The following is a 19100-nucleotide window of genomic DNA, read 5'->3' on the forward strand; positions in this document are numbered from 1 at the left end:
TAGGTTGTGGGTAAGCGAAGTTTCTTTGTTGCAGGTACAGATACCGATGCTGGAAAAACCGTGGTTTCTACGGGGCTGATTGAGGCCGCTAATCAGCATGATCTAAGAACGATCGGTTTGAAGCCCATTGCCGCAGGTTGTGAAGAAACAGAGGACGGCTTGCGTAATTCTGATGCGCTTGCTCTGCAAGAGGCAGCATCCGTTGCTATGTCGTATGAGCAAGTAAACCCTTTTGCATTTAAACCTCCTATTGCACCGCATATTGCTGCAATGAAAGAAAATCGTGTATTAAGCGCTGATCGTATTGCTGCGATGTGCAAAGGCGCTTTAATGCAGCCTGCTGATTTTGTGATTATTGAAGGCGCGGGTGGTTGGCGAGTGCCACTAAGTTTTCGTGAAACTATGGCTAATATCCCTAAGCTTTTAAATGTGCCAGTGATCATGGTAGTGGGTATGAAGCTTGGTTGTATTAATCATGCTTTGTTGACTGCCGAAAGTATCTCCCGCGATGGTCTGCAGCTAGCTGGATGGATTGCTAACCGTGTTGATCCAGAGATGGATTGTTACGGAGAAAATGTTGAAACTATCGCAAATATGCTGCGCGCACCTCTACTTGGCGAAGTGCCATATCTAGATGAACCTTCTGCAAAAAATGTTGCCCAATATATTGATCTCGATTTATTGTTGAATAATTAACATGATCAAAAAATGAACATCTCCTCTCGATGTTCTATAATTACTGTTGCCATAGCTGTGTTTAAAAAATATAGAGGTGGTGGCTATGAATGTAACCAATGCTTTGCAGACAGGTTTGGTCGGTATTAATCGTGGTTTGGACAACGCGCCGCGAGCTGCTAGTGATGTCACTGGTTCGGGTAAGCCTGATCAACCTGAAGAAGCTACAGGCCGTGATCAAAACCAAGCGGTACTAGAATCAGCAGCAGGAACTGATGTAGAAGCTGCTGCGACAAAAGTTGTCAGTCAATTGGAAGAACCAGGCGAGCCTGGCGCGATTATTAATGTGCGTGTGTAAATGTGCATTAACTAATAAATGGATGTGGTGAACAAGGTGAAAGCAGAGATTGCTTTGCACATAATCAACAGAGGGGTATAGCTGATGCAGATATTCAATGCAGCTAATTCCCAGGCACTGAATGCTAGTGCTATACCGCAAGAACTTCGCTCGAGTGAAGCGAGGAAGGTGCTTGCGACTGTTGAAAATGTGGCGCCTGAGCAGGAGCTACAATCCAGTCGAGGTTTGGTTAACCGAGATCGTGTGACCCTTTCTGCTGAAGCAGCAGAACTATCCCGTCTTGCTAGCACAACGTCCACCGAACTAGAACGTGAAGATGGTGAACTTATTGGCTTGGAATCTGATGATGCCGAGCTAGTAGGGTTGGAGTCTTCATCATCGACTTCTGCTCCAGCATCCTTAGGCGTTTCTAAATCTGAACAGGCGCAAGAGCAGCAGGAGCTTGAAATAACTCGAGAGCTTGCTAAGCGTGACCGTGAAGTCAGAGCTCATGAACAAGCGCACGCTTCCATCGGTGGGCAATATACCTCTGCGCCGAGCTATACCTATGAGCGTGGGCCTGATGGTCGCCTTTATGCTGTTGCCGGTGAAGTCAAAATAGATACATCTCCAGTGCCGAATGATCCGCAGGCGACTTTAGAGAAAGCTGAAATTATCCAGAGGGCGGCTCTAGGTGTTGCAGAGCCATCTGCAGCCGATCGTGCTGCAGCAGCTGATGCTCGAGCTATGGCGGCTGAAGCGCGCGCTGAGATCCTGCAGCAAGAGGAAGATGTAAAAGCTGAAGAGGCGAGTGCTGCTGAAGAGTCAGAATCGGAAGATGAGGATGATTCTCCAACTGCAGGTGAGCGTTTGCAGGAATTTAGAGATCAGCAACAGGCTCGTTCTGATGGTGCTGCTGAGGCTCTAAATGACTTTAATGAACGCATGAAAGATATCAATAAAGAGCTTGCACAGATCAACAAGAAACTAGTTGATGCCGGTGTCTTCCAAAAGCTTTTCCCTGAAGGCTCTCTACTTGATCAGCAAGTATAAGCTGGTCAATCCTTTCCTACTGTATATAATCCAAGATGAGCTGTGTGAATTCAGCTGGTTTTTCCGCGTGTGGCCAATGGCCAGCATTTTGGATGATTTTGTAATCTGCTTTAGGGAATAGCCCTAAAACCGCATCGCGATATTTGGGTAGTAGATAATCCGATTTAGCGCCCTTAATAAATAAAACTGGATTTGTATAGGGGTTACCTTGAGGGGCTGCGCTGATATTGGAGTATTGGTTATGCAATGCGTCTAAGTTCATTCGCCATGCAAATTTCTTATCTTCAGTGCGGTAGAGATTCTTCAGCAGGAATGCTCTAACACCCAATTCATCGACATAAGCTGAAAGTTGTTTATCAGCATCGCCACGGGATTTAAGGGATGTTAGGTCGACTGAAAATAGTCCTTTGAATACATCGTCATGATGGGGTGTATATTCCACTGGGGCTATATCAACAATAACCAGCTTTGCTATGAGTTCTGGATGAGTAATAGCAAATTGCATTGCTGCTTTACCGCCCATTGAGTGGCCGATAATGTTGGCTTTGTTTAGCTTTAGATCTTGCATCAGTTCAGCGATATCACTAGCCATAAGTTCGTAGTCGATCTCCGCCGAGTGTGGAGAGCGGCCGTGATTTCTCATGTCGGCAGCGATCACTTGAAAGTGCTCTGACAGAACTTTGATTTGAGCGCCCCAGTTTTCAAGGGTGCCAAACAGGCCATGCAAAATAATTAAAGGTTCACCTTCGCCGTGAATCTGATAGTGCAGTTTCATTATCTATTACTCAAAATAAAGGCGGCGCTGATAAGTCAGGGCCGCCTTGGGTATTAACTTACTTAGATATTACAGAATATCTAGTAGCTCTACGTCAAATACAAGCGCAGAGTATGGAGGGATGCCACCTGGAGAACCTTGCTCACCGTAAGCTAGGTTGTAAGGGATAAATAGCTTCCATTTAGCGCCTTTGTTCATTAGCTGAAGAGCTTCAGTCCAGCCAGCGATTACGCCGCCAACAGGGAATTCTGCTGGTTGACCGCGATCGTAAGAACTGTCGAATACTTTACCGTCAGTGAAAGTACCGTGGTAGTGAGTACGAACAGTAGACTCGCGAGAAGGTTTGTCGCCTTCTTCACCTGCTTCGATGATTTCGTACTGTAGGCCTGATTCAAGAACAACAACGCCTTCACGTTTAGCGTTTTCAGCTAGGAACTCTTCACCTGCCGCAGCTGCTTCTTTAGCTTGTGCTTCTTGAGCTGCACGAAGACGTTCGTTGATTACGTTGAACGCTTCTTGGATCTCTTGAACTTCTACGCGCATTGCTTCGCCGTTGAAAGAATCAGCGATACCTGCGGAGATCGCATTTAGATCCATGCCTTCGAATGGCTGTTGTGCTAGCTGGTCGCCCATTTGACGGCCGATACCGTAGCTTGCTTTCTGTTCTAGTGTTTCAAATTGAAGATCAGACATTTATTGAGTCTCGTTGAGTCAAAAAAAGCGAGCAATCTCGCAGCTCGCTATAGAAAATTATTTGCTTAAAAACAATATGGGGTCGACGCGTGTGTTATTCAAGCTTACACCCCAATGAAGATGTGGTCCCGTGGAGCGGCCTGTTGATCCTATCTCCCCAAGCTTGTCACCTGTTTGGAGTACGTCCCCGATTTTTACATCAATTTTACTCATATGGCAGTACATCGTTGTCATGCCGTAACCATGATCAACAATGACTGTTTTGCCATTAAAGAAGTAGTGTCCAGTGTCTACAACGGTGCCTGCAGATGGCGCGGTAATTGGTGTGCCTTTAGGTGCCGCAATATCTAATCCGCTGTGAGGGTTGCGAGGCTGCTTGTTATAAAAACGTTTTAAGCCAAATGGGCTGCTATAAGGACCTTTAGCCGGAATAACAAACCGAGTCGGTAATTGCTCAGGTTCACTCCAATGTTTGTAAGCTGCGACCATTTTAGCTTTTTCGCGGCGCCAGCGTTTTACATCTTCAGGATCAGGTTCTACGTGACGTTTGTTTTTGATGGTTAGATACTGAGCTTTGTATTCTTTGTCCTCAACCTGAAAGTAATACGAGGTTCCGTCAGCTTTTAAGTGTTGTTTCTTGTCTGGTTTGGCGCTTAATGGGATGCCTGCAACAGCGATCCATTTGCTAGTATCCGCGTATGCAGTATCTGTTGATGGTAACACCATAACGCGATTTCCCTTATACCAAGCGGATGGCGCGATAGCTGATGTAAGGCCTTCAAGCGGTAAAATGGCAACGCCGCCAGGTACACGGCTTTCGGTTGGAAGTTCTAGAGCTTGTGCATTGATGCTGAAAGCGCATAAGCCTGTAAAGAGTAGAAGTGATTTGGTGAATGCTTTTCTGATCATATTAATGTTCCGTTATGACTTCATCTACGCTGCAGTGAAGTTGTCCTTTGTGTAAGTGAACTTCTATTTTTTGTCCGCTGACAACATCAGAGGCTGATTGAATAACTTTTTTGTCACTATCTTTGGTGATGGAGTAGCCTCGCTCTAGCGTAGCAAGTGGGCTAACAGTTTGTAACTGGCTCGCCAGCGAAGAAAGTTTTAATTGCTGACTTTTTAAACTTGATTGGCATGCCTGCTTAAGGCGTTGATGCAGCGAGTGAAGCTGTTCTTCCCTGCGTAGCAACAGCTGTTCAGGTGACTGAGCCTTTAAACGCCCTTCCAATTGCTGATATTTGATCTGCTTTTGCGCGAGGATGCGTCTGATTTGATTGTTCAGTTTTAGCTCTACATGATCCAAGCGTTGAGCTTGTTCTTTTAAAATCTGGCCAGGATGACGTAATCGACTCTGTAAATTCGAAAGTTGCTGCTTGGCGGTAAAAAGCTGTTGCTTCTGTTGGCGCTTAAGTCGAAGGCTGAGCTGATTTAAGCGTAGTTGTAGCTCTTGTTGGTCTGGGCTGACTAATTCTGCAGCAGCGGAGGGGGTAGCTGCGCGGATATCGGCTATAAAGTCTGTAATGACCACATCAACTTCATGTCCTACTGCGCTGATAGTGGGTATTTCACAGTCAAATAAGGTGCGAGCAACTTGTTCGTTGTTGAAAGCTTGCAGATCTTCAAGTGAGCCTCCGCCGCGCCCCACGACGAGAACGTCACAAACTTGGTGCGCTTCAGCCAAAATTATCGCTTTGCAGATTTGTTGCGGGGCATCTTCGCCTTGTACGGCTGTCGGATAAATAGTGACGGGCAAGCCAGGGAAGCGTCTTTTTAGTACCGTTAAAATATCGTGTACTGCCGCACCTGTAGGTGAGGTAACGATGCCAATATGATTGGGGTGTTCCGGAAGCGCTTGTTTTTGTTTGCTGTCAAATAAACCCTCTTTCAAGAGTTTGTTCTTCAACTCTTCAAAAGCAACTTGAAGTTGGCCGCTGCCAGCGGGTTCTAGAAAGTCGCAGATTAATTGATAGTCGCCGCGGCCTTCATACAAGCTAACTTTAGCACGGACAATAACTTTGTCCCCTTGTTTGGGTTGCTTGCTTAACACTTGGTTGCGGTTCTTAAACATGGCGCAGCGTACTTGGGCTTTGTCATCTTTAAGAGTGAAATACCAATGGCCAGAACTAGGGCGAACAAAGTTAGAGATCTCGCCTTCTACTTGAATGGTAAGAAATGATCGTTCAAGCAAAGTGCGTGCTTGTCTATTTAGTTCGGAGACACTGAGCGCATGGGATTGAGTGCCAGATTTAAAGCTATTTGAGTTCTGCATGGCCCTCATATTAAACGATCTAATCGAGTTACTGCATCCGAAAGCAAAAAAAATGAAAACTAGGCCGTAATTACCCTGTAATTTACAAGTTTTAGATTGAGACAAAAGGCTAATTTCTGTATAATTTCCCGTTTAAATTTTACTTACTACACAGGCTGGCAAAGAATGTTGCGAATTGCTGAGGAAGCACTCACTTTTGACGATGTGTTGCTGGTTCCGGGCTACTCTGAAGTACTGCCAAAGGACGTTTCACTGAAAACTCAACTGACTAAAGGTATTCAGCTGAATATTCCTTTGGTCTCTGCTGCTATGGATACCGTGACTGAATCCGGTCTGGCTATAGCTATGGCGCAGGAAGGCGGTATCGGGATCATCCATAAGAACCTGACAATTGAGCAGCAAGCTGCTGAAGTTCGTCGCGTTAAAAAATATGAAGCAGGTGTTGTAAGTGACCCTGTAACTTGCAGCTCTACTATGACTGTAGGTGAACTACGTCAGCTGTCTACTGAAGTTGGTTTCTCCGGCTTCCCTGTAGTTGATGGCGACGATCTGGTTGGTATTGTGACTGACCGTGATTTCCGTTTTGAACGTAAGCTGGATGCGACTGTTGCTTCTATCATGACGCCAAAAGAGCGTTTGGTAACAGTGAAAGAGGGTGTGGACCCTGATGAAGTTCGCAATCTGCTTCGTAAGCACCGTATTGAAAAAATCCTAGTTGTTGATGATGCCTTCAAACTACAAGGCATGATGACAGTTAAGGATATGAATAAGGCTCAGTCTCATCCTAATGCTGCTAAAGATGCTAAAGGTCGTTTGATCGTTGGTGCTGCAGTAGGTACTGGCCCTGAAACACCTGATCGTGTAACCGCACTTGTAGAAGCTGGCGTTGACGTAGTTATTGTTGATACTGCACACGGCCACTCTAAAGGTGTTATTGATCGCGTTGCTTGGGTTAAACAGACTTACCCACAGGTCCAAGTGATTGGCGGTAACATTGCTACTGCTGAAGCGGCAATTGCGCTAGCTGATGCAGGTGCTGATGGTGTTAAAGTTGGTATCGGCCCTGGTTCTATCTGTACTACACGTATCGTTGCAGGTGTTGGCGTGCCTCAGATCAGTGCTGTAGCTAATGTTGCTACTGCTATGGCTGAACGTGGTGTTCCTGTCATCGCTGATGGTGGTGTACGTTTCTCTGGTGACCTAGCTAAAGCCATTGTTGCGGGTGCATCTGCGATCATGGTTGGTTCTATGCTAGCGGGTACTGATGAAGCGCCAGGTGAAGTTGAACTATTCCAAGGTCGAGCATTCAAGTCTTACCGCGGCATGGGTTCTCTAGGTGCTATGGGTCAATCTTCAGGTTCTTCTGACCGTTACTTCCAAGATGCTTCTAAAGGCGTTGAGAAGTTGGTGCCAGAAGGTATTGAGGGTCGTGTACCTTGTAAAGGTCCAATGGGCGGCGTAGTTCACCAGTTAGTAGGTGGCTTGCGTGCAGCGATGGGCTACACCGGTAGTGGCGATATTCAAACTATGCGTACAGTTCCACAGTTTGTACGTATCACTAACGCGGGTATGAGCGAAAGTCATGTTCACGATGTGAGCATCACTAAAGAAGCGCCAAACTACCGCGTAAGCTAAGTAAATAAACTCTGAAAAGAGGGGTGGATAGAATCCGCCCCCTTTTTTTTTTGCGGCGACGCTAATGTCGCAAAGTGAAGAGATTGAAAGTTATGACCAAAGATATTCACGCTCAACGAATTCTGATTCTAGATTTTGGTTCTCAGTACACGCAGTTAATTGCACGTCGTGTACGTGAAATCGGTGTTTACTGTGAAATTCACGCTTGGGATATGTCTGAAGACGATATCCGTGAGTTTGCACCTAAAGGTATCATCCTTGCAGGTGGACCAGAGTCTGTTACTGAAGGTGATTCACCTCGTGCACCAGAGGTTGTATTTAACCTAGATGTGCCTGTGTTGGGTATCTGCTACGGCATGCAGACTATGGCTGCTCAGATGGGCGGTGAAGTTTCTACATCCGATAAGCGTGAATTTGGTTATGCTCAGGTTCGTTTGGAAAGTAGCCCAAGCCGACTGCTTGAGGGTATTGAAGATCACGTTGCAAACAACGGTGCTCTATCTCTAGATGTATGGATGAGTCATGGCGATAAAGTTACTACGCTGCCAGAAGGCTTTGCAGTAATTGCATCGACTGAGTCTGCTCCGATTGCTGCAATGTGCAATCCTGAGAAACAGTTCTTTGGTGTCCAGTTCCACCCTGAGGTGACTCACACTAAACAGGGCGGTCGTATTCTTGAGCGCTTTGTTGTTGAGATTTGTGGTACAGAAGCGTTATGGAACTCTGCAAACATCATTGCTGATCAGATTGAAAAAGTACGCGCACAGGTAGGTGATCAGAAGGTTCTTCTAGGTCTATCCGGTGGTGTTGATTCTTCTGTTGTAGCGGCATTGCTTCATAAGGCTATTGGCGATCAGCTGACCTGTGTGTTTGTTGATAACGGTCTTCTGCGTAAGCAGGAAGGCGATCAAGTAATGGACATGTTTGCTAAGAACATGGGCGTAAAAGTCATTCGTTCTGATGCGGAAGATTTATTCCTAGGTCGTTTGGAAGGTGAAAACGACCCTGAGAAGAAGCGTAAGATTATCGGTAATACTTTTATTGAAGTATTTGATGATGAAGCGACTAAGCTAACTGACGTTAACTTCCTAGCGCAGGGTACGATCTATCCAGACGTAATTGAGTCTGCTGCTGCGAAGACAGGTAAGGCACATGTTATTAAGTCTCACCACAATGTGGGTGGTCTGCCTGAAGATATGCAGTTTGAGCTAGTTGAGCCGCTACGTGAGCTGTTTAAGGACGAAGTGCGTAAGCTTGGTCTTGAGCTGGGTCTTCCATACGATATGGTTTACCGTCACCCGTTCCCAGGCCCTGGTTTAGGCGTGCGTATTCTGGGTGAAGTTAAGAAAGAATATGCAGATATCTTGCGTGAAGCGGATGCGATCTTCATTGAGGAGCTGCATAAAGCTGATTGGTACCACAAGACAAGTCAGGCATTTGCGGTATTCCTACCGGTTAAATCTGTAGGTGTTGTAGGTGATGGTCGTCGTTACGAATACGTTATTGCTATTCGTGCGGTAGAGACAATCGACTTTATGACAGCGCGTTGGGCTCACCTACCATATGAGCTGCTAGAAACTGTATCTAGCCGTATTATCAATGAGATCCCTAAAGTATCTCGTGTGACTTACGATGTGAGCTCTAAGCCGCCTGCAACAATTGAGTGGGAATAAGTATTCTTTAAGCTGAATTGTTATGATAAAAAGCCTGCTTTTGTGCAGGCTTTTTAGTGTTTGGAGAAAGGTGAATGGATCAGCGAGAGATAGATGAGCGCTGGATGGAAGAGGCTTTGCTACTGGCGGATCGAGCCGAAGAAATTAACGAAGTGCCAGTTGGTGCTATCGTTGTTTTGAATGGTGAGATAATTGGTAGGGGCTGGAATCAGCCGATCAGTGGTCATGATCCAACTGCACATGCTGAGATACTAGCGCTGAGGGATGCGGCGGCTAATGTCGGTAACTACAGGCTGGTCGGTGCGGATCTCTATGTAACGATTGAACCTTGTACTATGTGCACTGGGGCGATTGTTCATTCTCGTATTCGTCGTGTTGTTTTTGGGGCGGTTGAAGCTAAAGCTGGAGCTGTTCAGAGTAATGGTCAACTGCTTGATCAGGCTTGGATGAATTATCGCGTAGAGGTTGAGGCTGGCGTATTAGCTGAGCGTTGCAGCGAAAAAATTAGTGCGTTCTTCAAGCGTCGTCGTGCCGAAATCAAGGCCGAAAAATTAGCTAAAAAGCAAAACCTACTAAAGGGCGGGTAGAAGATCCTCGACTACTTGTCCTTTATCCCAGCTTTCATGGTCTGGGTTTAGGTCTGCTTCTTCGTCTTGTCGCTTGGTTTGGATAACTTGCATCTCCCAGCTAAGTAGCTTCATGTATTTTCGAATATTACTGACATAGTGCACAGGTTCGTACCCGCGTGCATAACCGTAACGGACAGTACTGTAATGTCTTTCTTGAGTAAGTAGCGGAAGGTGTTTTTTTACATCATCCCACTTATCAGGGTTTAGGCCTGCTCTTGAGGTCAATACACGCGCATCCTCTAAATGACCATACCCTACGTTGTAACCTGCGAGTGCGAACCACAAGTGGTCTGGATCAGGAATACGATCTGGAATCTTCTTCTTTACGATTACAAGGTAATGAGCCCCGCCTATAATACTTTGCATGGGATCTGTCCGGTCGGTGACATTAACTTCTTTAGCTGCAGCGTTGGTTAGCATCATGATTCCTTTAACGCCTGTAGGGGAGACTGCTTTTGGATCCCAGTGAGACTCTTGGTAGGCAATGGATGCTAATAGCTGCCAGTCTATCCCGGTTTCCTGTTCGGCCATAAGGAAATATTGTTCAATCTTCGGAAAGCGCGTTTGCATATCCTTCTTGAAGGTCGTGGTGTCGTAGAAATTAAGTGGATTGCTGCGATTAAAATATTTTTCTTTTAGTGATTCGATCAGAGTTTGGGTGCTTTCAAGGGCAAGAAAGCGATTAATGGAATCGCGCAATGTTTGGTCGTGATGGGGTGATAGCATCCAGGCTAGAGGTTGTGGTTTGTCGAGATCAAATCCTTTTTTAAGGCCCGGGAAAAAGGTTTTTTGGCTATCGAAGGTAACAGCATCAACGACGGTGTAGTCGATCTCTTTGTTTTGTACTTGTTCCATCAACTCGGTAGAAGAATAGGTACTAGTTTCGTCCCAGGTTAGTTCTGGATATTGAGCTTTTAGGCTTTGTAAAAGTTCTGCATGGCTGCTGTTGGCTAAAACGACTAATTTTTTACCGGGTTTAAGTAGATCGGAAATGTCTTTGGGTGCTTTCTTGCCTTTGGTTTGACGGTATATCAGCGTTGTCGTGGTTTTTAGGTAGGGTTGGGTAAACTCAAACCTTTCTTGGCGTTCTTCGGTAATCGTAAGCATGGAGCCCGCAATATGACCATCACGTGCGCTCATTGTTGTAAAAATAGAGCTGAAATCGTCGGGAAGTACCAGTTCTAATTCGACGCCTAAATGCTCTGCGTAAGCTTTGGCTAGATCGTATTCAAAGCCTGCAGGCTTACCTTTTTCAATAAAGTAAGTATTAGGTGAGTTTCGTGTAACGAGCTTTATCTCGCCAGATTCAATAATTGCACCTAGCTGAGTTTTGCTATTCCAGCTCAATAAGCCTGGAATACAGAACAAAAGAAAAATCAGCAGAGCGTATGCTGCATCTTTTTTGCGTCTAATATCAAACATTGTGCTGCTTTTCTGGTATCCAACTGGCTGTTTCGGTAAAATTCACTACTTATATTTCTCCTGTAACTACTGCTTTATATTGGCAGCTATCAAGAGGCTCTATTAGAGATGCTGGCACTGCGCGGAGCACCTGCTCTTTCTGCTTTTCGTCATGAAAAGTTACTTACCGTTATTCAGTCTTCAGTTCCTGCTGTAACAGGTCTATATGCTGAATTTATGCATTTTTCCGATTTGTCACAAGCTTTATCGGACGATGAGCAAAAAGTATTGGAACGTATTTTACGTTACGGACCTAAAGCTGAAGCTCAGGAGCCAGCGGGTCAGCTGTTCTTAGTTGTTCCTCGTCCAGGCACTATATCGCCTTGGTCATCGAAGGCAACTGATATCGCTCACAACTGTGGTTTGTCAGCGATCAAACGCCTAGAGCGTGGTATTGCATATTACGTTCAAGCATCTAAGGATCTGACTGATGCTGAAGTAGAAGCTGTTCAGGCCGCATTGTTCGATCGTATGGTTGAAGCTGTATTGCCAAGTATAGATGACGCGTCTTCGCTTTTCTTAGAAGAAGAGCCGAAGCCTCTGACGACTGTAGATATTTTGGGTGGTGGTCGTGAAGCGTTGGTTGCAGCGAATACGGATCTTGGTCTAGCGTTGGCTGAAGATGAGATAGATTACCTAGTTGAAAGCTTTATCGAGCTAGATCGTAACCCGACAGATGTTGAATTGATGATGTTTGCTCAGGCGAACTCTGAACACTGTCGTCACAAGATCTTTAACGCTTCATGGGATATCGATGGCGAAGCGCAGGAGAAATCGCTGTTTGCCATGATTCGTAACACCAATGAAATGGGTGGCGAGAACGTACTGTCGGCGTATAAAGATAACGCTGCGGTAATGGTTGGTTCTAAAGCGGGTCGATTCTTCCCGAAACCGGATAGCAAAGAGTACAGCTACAATCAGGAAGATATTCAGATTCTGATGAAAGTTGAAACTCATAACCACCCAACTGCAATTGCACCACACTCGGGTGCAGCGACGGGTTCAGGTGGTGAAATTCGTGATGAAGGTGCGACTGGTAAAGGTTCTAAGCCGAAAGCTGGTCTTACTGGTTTCACAGTGTCTGATCTAAATATTCCTGGCTTCGAACAGCCATGGGAATCTAAATACGGTAAGCCAGAGCGTATTGTCACGCCTCTGGATATCATGATCGAAGGCCCAATTGGCGGTGCTGCATTTAACAACGAATTTGGTCGCCCTGCGCTAACAGGTTACTTCCGTACTTTCGAACAGAAAGTAAACGGTGCTGCGGGTGAAGAGGTTCGTGGTTACCACAAACCAATCATGATTGCGGGTGGTTTAGGTAACATTCGTGATGAGCACGTTGAAAAGGGTGAAATCCCTGTAGGTGCTAAGCTAATCTGTCTTGGTGGCCCTGCAATGCAGATTGGTCTAGGTGGTGGTGCTGCATCTTCTATGACATCGGGTTCTTCCACTGCTGATCTTGATTTCGCCTCTGTACAGCGTGATAACCCTGAGCTAGAGCGTCGTTGCCAAGAAGTTATCGACCAGTGCTGGCAGTTGGGTGATGAAAACCCGATCGCATTTATTCATGACGTTGGTGCAGGTGGTCTTTCCAATGCTTTCCCTGAGTTGGTAGGCGATGGTAATCGTGGTGCTAATTTTGAGCTACGTAATGTAAATAACGATGAACCAGGTATGTCGCCGTTGGCTATCTGGTGTAACGAAGCACAAGAGCGTTATGTTATGGCGGTGGCTCCAGCGGATATGGCTCGCTTCGAAGCGATCTGTGAACGTGAGCGTTGCCCATACGCTGTTGTAGGTGAGGCGATTGAAGAGATGCACCTAACGCTAGGTGATACTCACTTCGAGAATAAGCCAGTTGATCTACCAATGAGCGTGTTGTTTGGTAAGCCGCCAAAAATGCACCGTTCTGTAGAGCGTAAAGCATACGAAGTACCGTCTTTCGATACGAGCTCTATCGATCTTAAAGATGCGGCTGAGCGTGTAATGAAGCTGCCTGCGGTAGCTTCTAAGTCTTTCTTGATCACTATCGGTGACCGTTCGATTACTGGTCAAGTAGCGCGTGATCAAATGGTTGGTCCATGGCAGGTTCCTGTGGCTAACTGTGCGGTAACGACTGCTGCTTACGATACATATACTGGTGAAGCAATGGCCATGGGTGAGCGCACACCGCTTGCTTTGGTTGACTCTCCTGCGTCTGGTCGTATGGCGATTGGTGAGACTGTTACTAATATCGCGTCTGCTCGTATCGGCGACATTAAAGATATCAAGCTGTCTGCAAACTGGATGTGTGCTGCTGGCCACCCAGGTGAAGATGAAAAATTATATGACACTGTAAAAGCTGTAGGTATGGAGTTGTGTCCGCAGCTGGGTATCACTATCCCTGTAGGCAAAGACTCCATGTCTATGCGTACCGTGTGGGAAGATGAAGGCGAACAAAAATCTGTAACTGCGCCGATGTCTTTGATTATTACAGGCTTTGCCCCTGTAACAGATGCACGTAAAACATTGACGCCTCAGCTACGCACTGATCAAGGTGAGACTGACCTGATTCTTTTGGATCTAGGTAATGGTAAAAACCGTATTGGTCTTTCTGCATTAGCTCAGGTTTATAACGAAGTCGGTCAAGATGTTCCTGATGTTGATCAGCCAGAGCAACTTGTAGCGTTCTTTGCCGCGATTCAAGAGCTGAACGAGCAAGGTCAAATCCTTGCATACCATGACCGTGCTGATGGCGGTCTATTTGCGGCGATCGCTGAGATGGCCTTTGCTGGTAAAACCGGCGTAGATCTAAATCTAGATATGCTTGCTGGTGAAGAGAGTGAGTTGGCCGCAGCATTGTTTGCTGAAGAGCTAGGTGCTGTTATTCAGGTTAAGCGTGATAGCTTAGAAGCGGTTCTTACTGAGCTAAATGCCGCAGGTCTTGGAGATATTGCTCAGGTTCTAGGTTCTACTAACTTGGATGATGAGATTCGTTTCCACTTCGATGAGGAAGAGATCTATTCTGAGTCCCGTGTACAGCTACAACGCTGGTGGGCTGAGACTTCTTATCAGATTCAATCTCTGCGTGATAACTCTGAATGTGCACAGCAAGAGTTTGATCGTATTCTTGATAAACAAGATCCGGGTCTGAATACTGAGCTTACGTTTGATCAGAATGAAGATGTTGCTGCGCCATTTATTCAGACGGGTACACGTCCTCAGATGGCTATCGTTCGTGAGCAGGGTGTAAACGGTCAGATTGAAATGGGTGCGGCGTTTGACCGTGCTGGTTTTGCAGCTGTTGATGTCCATATGAGTGATATTCTTTATGGTCGCGTTGAGCTTGATCAGTTTAAAGGTCTGGTTGCTTGTGGTGGCTTCTCTTATGGTGATGTGTTGGGTGCAGGTGAAGGTTGGGCTAAATCGATCCTATTTAACGCGCGTGCACGTGATCAATTCCAGCAGTTCTTTAACCGCGAAGATACGTTTGCATTAGGTATCTGTAACGGTTGTCAGATGCTGTCTAACTTACATGAATTGATTCCTGGTTCTGACTTGTGGCCACACTTCGTACGTAACGTTTCAGAGCAGTTTGAAGCACGTGTTGCTATGGTAGAAGTTCAAGATTCTAAGTCTGTGTTCTTGCAGGGTATGGCGGGTTCTCGTATGCCAATCGCAGTAGCACACGGCGAAGGTCGTGCAGAATTCAAAGATGAAGCGCACCTAGCGGGACTTAAGTCATCTGATACAGTGGCTCTGCGTTATGTGGATAACTATGGTCAGCCTACAGAGATTTACCCTGCTAACCCGAATGGTTCACCAGAAGGCATTACAGGTGTTACAACTACTGACGGTCGTGTGACTATTATGATGCCGCACCCTGAGCGTGTTTTCCGTACAGTAACTAACAGTTGGGCGCCAGATGAATGGTCTGAGGATGGTGCGTGGATGCGCATGTTCCGCAACGCACGAGTTTGGGTAGGTTAAATTCCTACATTTGATAAAAAGGCAGCTACGGCTGCCTTTTTTGTTTTTGTTTTTCAGGAAAGCTGCAAAGCTTGCGAAAAAAAAGGCGCTCAATGAGCGCCTTTTTATAAGGTAGTAAGAAATTACTTAGTACCAGAAATCTCAACTTCTACACGACGGTTTGCACGTAGGCAGTCGATTAGGTTCGCGCCGCGCTGGCCATCGCAAGATTTAGCAGGAGCGTTTTCACCCATGTAACCAGTGCTGATTACAGAGCCGTTTACGCCGCCAGCTTGTAGAGCTTCAGAAACTGCGTTTACACGCTTCATAGATAGAGCGTCGTTGTATGCGCTCGCACCGATGCGGTCAGCGTGACCAACTAGGTTTACGCTAGTTACAGTCTTAAGGGAGTTGATGTAGCTAGAAATATCGCTTACATCGCCAGCGTTAGAGCTGTCGAAGTCGAAGTATACGATGTGCTTTTCAACAGTAGTCATTGGTTCTGGTGCTGCAGCTGGAGCTGGAGCTGGAGCAGCAGGTGCTTTGTAGCCTTCACAACCTTCAATAGCATTGCCTTCTTCCCAGAAGCCATGACGCCAGCATCCGCCAGTACCAGTTTTCCAGACTGTGCTAGTAGTTTCGTCCCAGTAGCCAGAGTTTTCTGGGTGTGCTTGTGCGCCAGTAGCTAGGCCCATAGCCATAACTAGGCCTGAAGCGATTGCGAATTTTTTCATTTTGCTGTCCTTAAATACGATTGGGGTTCTGTATCTTAGAATTGTAAGAAATAATCTGCTTATTACAACTCTTCTAAGCTGAACATAGTATAAACATTCCAATATTTTGTACTATCTTTTGACTATTGTCGGATAAAAGCCGTTATTTTGACTGGCTGATATGGATAGTTATCTATTTTTGAATGCAAACTGTGCACTTTAGTTGCAGATTTTCTCTATATTCTGTTGTTATGGTAATACTTTTTTATAGGGTTTTACTACCACTTTGGCATATACGCCTGCTTCTATATAAGGGTCTTTGTCTGCCCAAGCTTGCGCTTCTTCCAGTGAATTGAACTCTGCAACAACTAAACTGCCACTAAAGCCGGCTTCGCCTGGGTTTTCACTATCAATGGCAGGATGAGGACCTGCTATAAGTAAGCGGCCTTCTTCGTTAAGTTGAGTTAGTCTCGCTAGATGGTCTGGGCGGGCTGCCAGTCTTTTTTCTAGGCTGTTCTCAACATCTTCGGAAATAATAGCGTAAAACATAAGGTCTCCTGCTACTGGTCGTTGTTTTCGGTATTTTCAATATGGCGTGATAGGTAGAAGCCTTGAGCAATAATAAAGACAAGGGTGAGACCAAGCATGCCGAATAATTTAAAGTTAACCCAGATCTCTTCGCTAAAACTGTAGGCGACAAATAGATTAATGATGCCCATCAGCACGAAAAATATAACCCAGGCAATATTAAGGTTTTTCCACGCGAATGCTGGGAGGGATATGTTACTCCCCATAAGGCGTTCAACAATCGTTTTTTGACCGATAAATTGGCTGCCTAAAAAGGCTAAGCCAAATAACCAGTTAACAACAGTGGGTTTCCACTGGATAAAGGTTTTATCTTGGAAGGCAACCGTTGCTCCACCTAAAAGAACAACTAAAACTAGTGTGACTAGCTGCATCTTTTCAATTGTGTGCGTTTTGATCCATGTGTACAGCATTTGTAGCAGCGTGGCTGGTATAAGGATTGCGGTGGCTAAAATGATGTCGTTTGTTGCCTTATAGACGATGAAAAAGATAATAATGGGTAAAAAATCGAGTAACAGCTTCATAGTCGTTGAAATTAGTCCGTTTAAGGTAAAATACAAAGAACGTTATAGCTCTTTATAGATAGAGTGAGAAATATGGGATTACCACACTACGATTTACATTGCCATTCTACTGCGTCAGACGGTGCCTTGTCCCCTATAGAATTACTAGAGTTGGCAAAAAACAATAATATTGAGGTGCTGGCTTTAACGGACCATGACACGGTGGCTGGAGTTAAAGTTTTACAGGCTGAAAACCCTGCAGAAATTAAGATTATTACAGGTACTGAATTAACCTGCCTTTGGAATGGTAGGGTGATTCATATTGTAGGGTTGGGGGTTAATTTAGAATCTGATGATTTAAAATCGTATCTTGCTAATTTGTCTGATCTTCGAATAGAACGGTCAAAAAAAATAGCTCAGCAATTAATTTCCATGGGCTTGCCTGATGTATTTGAGCAAGCAAAACAATTTGCAGGGCAGGGAAGTATTGGTCGCCCCCATTTTGCGCGAGCTTTACGGGAACAAGGTGCGGTTGCAAATGAGCAGCAGGCTTTCAAAAAATATTTAGGCATTGGCAAAAAAGGTGATGTCAAAATGGCATGGCCAGAGCTTTCTGAAACGGTGGGTGTGATCAAAGCTGCTGGAGGTATTGCAGTTTTGGCGCATCCAACAAAGTATAAGATGACTTTTACTAAACTGCGTTTAGTTATTGCTGACTTTGTTGGTTGTGGTGGCGAAGCAATAGAGGTTTCTTACCCTGGGGTTACACCAGATCATCATTATCATCTGCTCAGAATTGCAAAGGAAAATAATTTATTGCTCTCTGCAGGTAGTGATTTTCATGCGCCTTCTCAAGGGTGGACTGATTTAGGTAAATACCCTCCGATAAAATTTGAGGGACAGCATGTTCTTGAGCGATTATTGAATTAAATGTTTGTTGCTTTTGCTTATTTAATAAATAATAGATTGTATAAGAATAATTTTATGTAAGGCGTGTGATAGTGAGTCAGTTTTTTCAGATACACCCAGATAATCCGCAGGCGCGATTGATATCTCAGGCGGTCGAAATCATTAATAAAGGTGGCGTGGTTATCTATCCTACTGATTGCGCCTATGCATTAGGCTGTCATCTTGGTGATAAGACAGCTTTAGAGCGTATTAAGCGAATTCGACAATTAAGTGATAAGCATAATTTTACTTTGGTGTGTCGAGATTTAAGTGAAATTAGTACCTATGCTAAAGTGGATAATACCTGTTATCGATTATTAAAATCTCACACCCCAGGTGCTTTTACCTTTATTTTAAAGGCGACTTCGGAAGTGCCTAGGCGTTTATTGCATCCAAAAAGAAGAACGATAGGGATTAGAATTCCAGATAATGCAATTGCTTTAGCGTTAACGGAAGCGCTGGGTGAGCCTATAATGAGTACTTCATTAATTATGCCTGGAGAAGATATGCCACTGATGGATCCCTATGAAATGCGTGAGTTATTACAGCATCAGGTGGATCTTGTAATTGATGGCGGCTACTGTGGCATGGAGGCGACCAGCGTAATTAACTTAGTTGAAGATGCACCCGAAATAATTAGGCAAGGTGCGGGAGATATAAGTGATTTTAGTTAATTTATTTTTTAATTGATTTTAAAAAATATTTTTCCTTGATTATTTATCGACTATAAAGATAATTGCTTACTTACTTTTATTTTGGTGGTTTTGAAATGTCTGATTTTCTTAAAGTTCTACTGCGTAAAAATTCATTGCGCAAACAATGCCAGGAATTATCTGTTTCTGAACTAGAAAAAGTGATTTCTGATTTAACTGTGATTGCTGAAGATAGGCGTGCTGAAGAAGAAGCGTTAGAGGCAGCAGAGCAGGAAAAAGCAGCAAAAATTGAAGCTATTCGCCAAAGTATGCAGGACGCAGGTGTAGATCTAAATGATCTAATGGGATTGATTGGCGAAGCCGCAAGCACACCTAAGAAAAAGGTGCAGCCTAAATACCGTATTGAAGATGATAACGGTGAAGTTCACGAGTGGTCTGGTCGTGGCCGTACCCCGTTGGCTTTTCAGGCTTATTTCGATAAAGGATTTACTAAAGAAGACTGTCTCATTTAAAATAAGAGTACGGTTTTATAGAAGCCCTTTCT

General features: G+C 45.0%; 18 protein-coding genes. 10 read left to right on the top strand and 8 right to left on the bottom strand.

What is annotated here, in order from left to right:
* Positions 1 to 6: 6 nt before the first annotated feature.
* The 3 genes from bioD (at position 7) to ACMXYX_RS03110 (ending at position 2065) form a co-directional block, all read left to right on the top strand.
* The gene (bioD, locus tag ACMXYX_RS03100; protein WP_415883544.1) at positions 7 to 696 is read left to right on the top strand and encodes a dethiobiotin synthase; all 690 of its coding nucleotides are present in this window, start codon (positions 7 to 9) and stop codon (positions 694 to 696) included.
* Between the two features lie 85 nt (positions 697 to 781).
* A complete protein-coding gene (locus ACMXYX_RS03105; RefSeq protein ID WP_415883545.1) occupies positions 782 to 1033 on the top strand; it encodes a hypothetical protein in 252 nt (83 codons plus the stop codon).
* Positions 1034 to 1117: 84 nt separating this feature from the next.
* Positions 1118 to 2065, top strand: coding sequence for a putative metalloprotease CJM1_0395 family protein (locus tag ACMXYX_RS03110; protein WP_415883546.1), 948 nt, complete (start codon positions 1118 to 1120; stop codon positions 2063 to 2065).
* Between the two features lie 16 nt (positions 2066 to 2081).
* Here ACMXYX_RS03110 and ACMXYX_RS03115 read toward each other — a convergent pair whose 3' ends face one another.
* The 4 genes from ACMXYX_RS03115 to xseA form a co-directional block, all read right to left on the bottom strand.
* Positions 2082 to 2840, bottom strand: a complete 759-nt coding sequence (locus ACMXYX_RS03115; RefSeq protein ID WP_415897550.1) for an alpha/beta fold hydrolase — start codon at positions 2838 to 2840, stop codon at positions 2082 to 2084.
* Positions 2841 to 2909: 69 nt separating this feature from the next.
* A complete protein-coding gene (locus ACMXYX_RS03120) occupies positions 2910 to 3533 on the bottom strand; it encodes an FKBP-type peptidyl-prolyl cis-trans isomerase (RefSeq protein ID WP_415883548.1) in 624 nt (207 codons plus the stop codon).
* 57 nt (positions 3534 to 3590) lie between these two features.
* Positions 3591 to 4442, bottom strand: a complete 852-nt coding sequence (locus ACMXYX_RS03125) for a peptidoglycan DD-metalloendopeptidase family protein (protein ID WP_415897551.1) — start codon at positions 4440 to 4442, stop codon at positions 3591 to 3593.
* A gap of 1 nt (position 4443) precedes the next feature.
* A complete protein-coding gene (gene xseA, locus ACMXYX_RS03130) occupies positions 4444 to 5805 on the bottom strand; it encodes an exodeoxyribonuclease VII large subunit (protein ID WP_415883550.1) in 1362 nt (453 codons plus the stop codon).
* 165 nt (positions 5806 to 5970) lie between these two features.
* On the opposite strand from xseA, the gene guaB reads away from it, so the two are divergent.
* The 3 genes from guaB to tadA all read left to right on the top strand — a co-directional run bounded on the left by guaB (position 5971) and on the right by tadA (position 9700).
* Positions 5971 to 7440: an IMP dehydrogenase gene (guaB, locus tag ACMXYX_RS03135; RefSeq protein ID WP_415883551.1), complete on the top strand. Its 1470-nt coding sequence runs from the start codon at positions 5971 to 5973 to the stop codon at positions 7438 to 7440.
* Between the two features lie 92 nt (positions 7441 to 7532).
* A complete protein-coding gene (gene guaA / locus ACMXYX_RS03140; RefSeq protein ID WP_415883552.1) occupies positions 7533 to 9113 on the top strand; it encodes a glutamine-hydrolyzing GMP synthase in 1581 nt (526 codons plus the stop codon).
* A gap of 74 nt (positions 9114 to 9187) precedes the next feature.
* The gene (gene tadA, locus ACMXYX_RS03145; protein WP_415883553.1) at positions 9188 to 9700 is read left to right on the top strand and encodes a tRNA adenosine(34) deaminase TadA; all 513 of its coding nucleotides are present in this window, start codon (positions 9188 to 9190) and stop codon (positions 9698 to 9700) included.
* On the opposite strand, the gene mltF is transcribed toward tadA, so the two are convergent.
* Entirely contained in the window at positions 9686 to 11164 is a 1479-nt protein-coding gene (mltF, locus tag ACMXYX_RS03150) for a membrane-bound lytic murein transglycosylase MltF (RefSeq protein WP_415883554.1), read from the bottom strand. The two genes, tadA and mltF, sit on opposite strands and share 15 nt — an antisense overlap.
* A 108-nt stretch (positions 11165 to 11272) precedes the next feature.
* Between mltF and purL the strand changes: the two genes are divergently transcribed.
* A complete protein-coding gene (gene purL / locus ACMXYX_RS03155; RefSeq protein WP_415897552.1) occupies positions 11273 to 15175 on the top strand; it encodes a phosphoribosylformylglycinamidine synthase in 3903 nt (1300 codons plus the stop codon).
* 122 nt (positions 15176 to 15297) lie between these two features.
* On the opposite strand, the gene ACMXYX_RS03160 is transcribed toward purL, so the two are convergent.
* From ACMXYX_RS03160 to ACMXYX_RS03170, 3 genes are all read right to left on the bottom strand, one after another.
* The gene (locus tag ACMXYX_RS03160; RefSeq protein WP_415906465.1) at positions 15298 to 15888 is read right to left on the bottom strand and encodes an OmpA family protein; all 591 of its coding nucleotides are present in this window, start codon (positions 15886 to 15888) and stop codon (positions 15298 to 15300) included.
* Positions 15889 to 16116: 228 nt separating this feature from the next.
* Positions 16117 to 16416 carry a YciI family protein gene (locus tag ACMXYX_RS03165; protein ID WP_415897553.1) on the bottom strand — a complete coding sequence of 100 codons (300 nt, stop codon included), beginning with the start codon at positions 16414 to 16416 and terminating at the stop codon, positions 16117 to 16119.
* 11 nt (positions 16417 to 16427) lie between these two features.
* On the bottom strand, positions 16428 to 16976 hold the full coding sequence (locus ACMXYX_RS03170) for a septation protein A (RefSeq protein ID WP_415883558.1): 549 nt from the start codon (positions 16974 to 16976) through the stop codon (positions 16428 to 16430).
* A 72-nt stretch (positions 16977 to 17048) separates the two neighbouring features.
* Here ACMXYX_RS03170 and ACMXYX_RS03175 point away from each other — a divergent pair, with 72 nt between their 5' ends.
* The 3 genes from ACMXYX_RS03175 to ACMXYX_RS03185 all read left to right on the top strand — a co-directional run bounded on the left by ACMXYX_RS03175 (position 17049) and on the right by ACMXYX_RS03185 (position 19068).
* Entirely contained in the window at positions 17049 to 17885 is an 837-nt protein-coding gene (locus ACMXYX_RS03175) for a PHP domain-containing protein (RefSeq protein WP_415906466.1), read from the top strand.
* A gap of 71 nt (positions 17886 to 17956) precedes the next feature.
* The gene (locus tag ACMXYX_RS03180) at positions 17957 to 18577 is read left to right on the top strand and encodes an L-threonylcarbamoyladenylate synthase (RefSeq protein WP_415883560.1); all 621 of its coding nucleotides are present in this window, start codon (positions 17957 to 17959) and stop codon (positions 18575 to 18577) included.
* Between the two features lie 95 nt (positions 18578 to 18672).
* Entirely contained in the window at positions 18673 to 19068 is a 396-nt protein-coding gene (locus tag ACMXYX_RS03185; RefSeq protein ID WP_415883561.1) for an H-NS family nucleoid-associated regulatory protein, read from the top strand.
* Positions 19069 to 19100: the final 32 nt, after the last annotated feature.

The organism is Neptuniibacter sp. QD72_48, assembly GCF_047778065.1.
GTDB lineage: Bacteria > Pseudomonadota > Gammaproteobacteria > Pseudomonadales > Balneatricaceae > Neptuniibacter.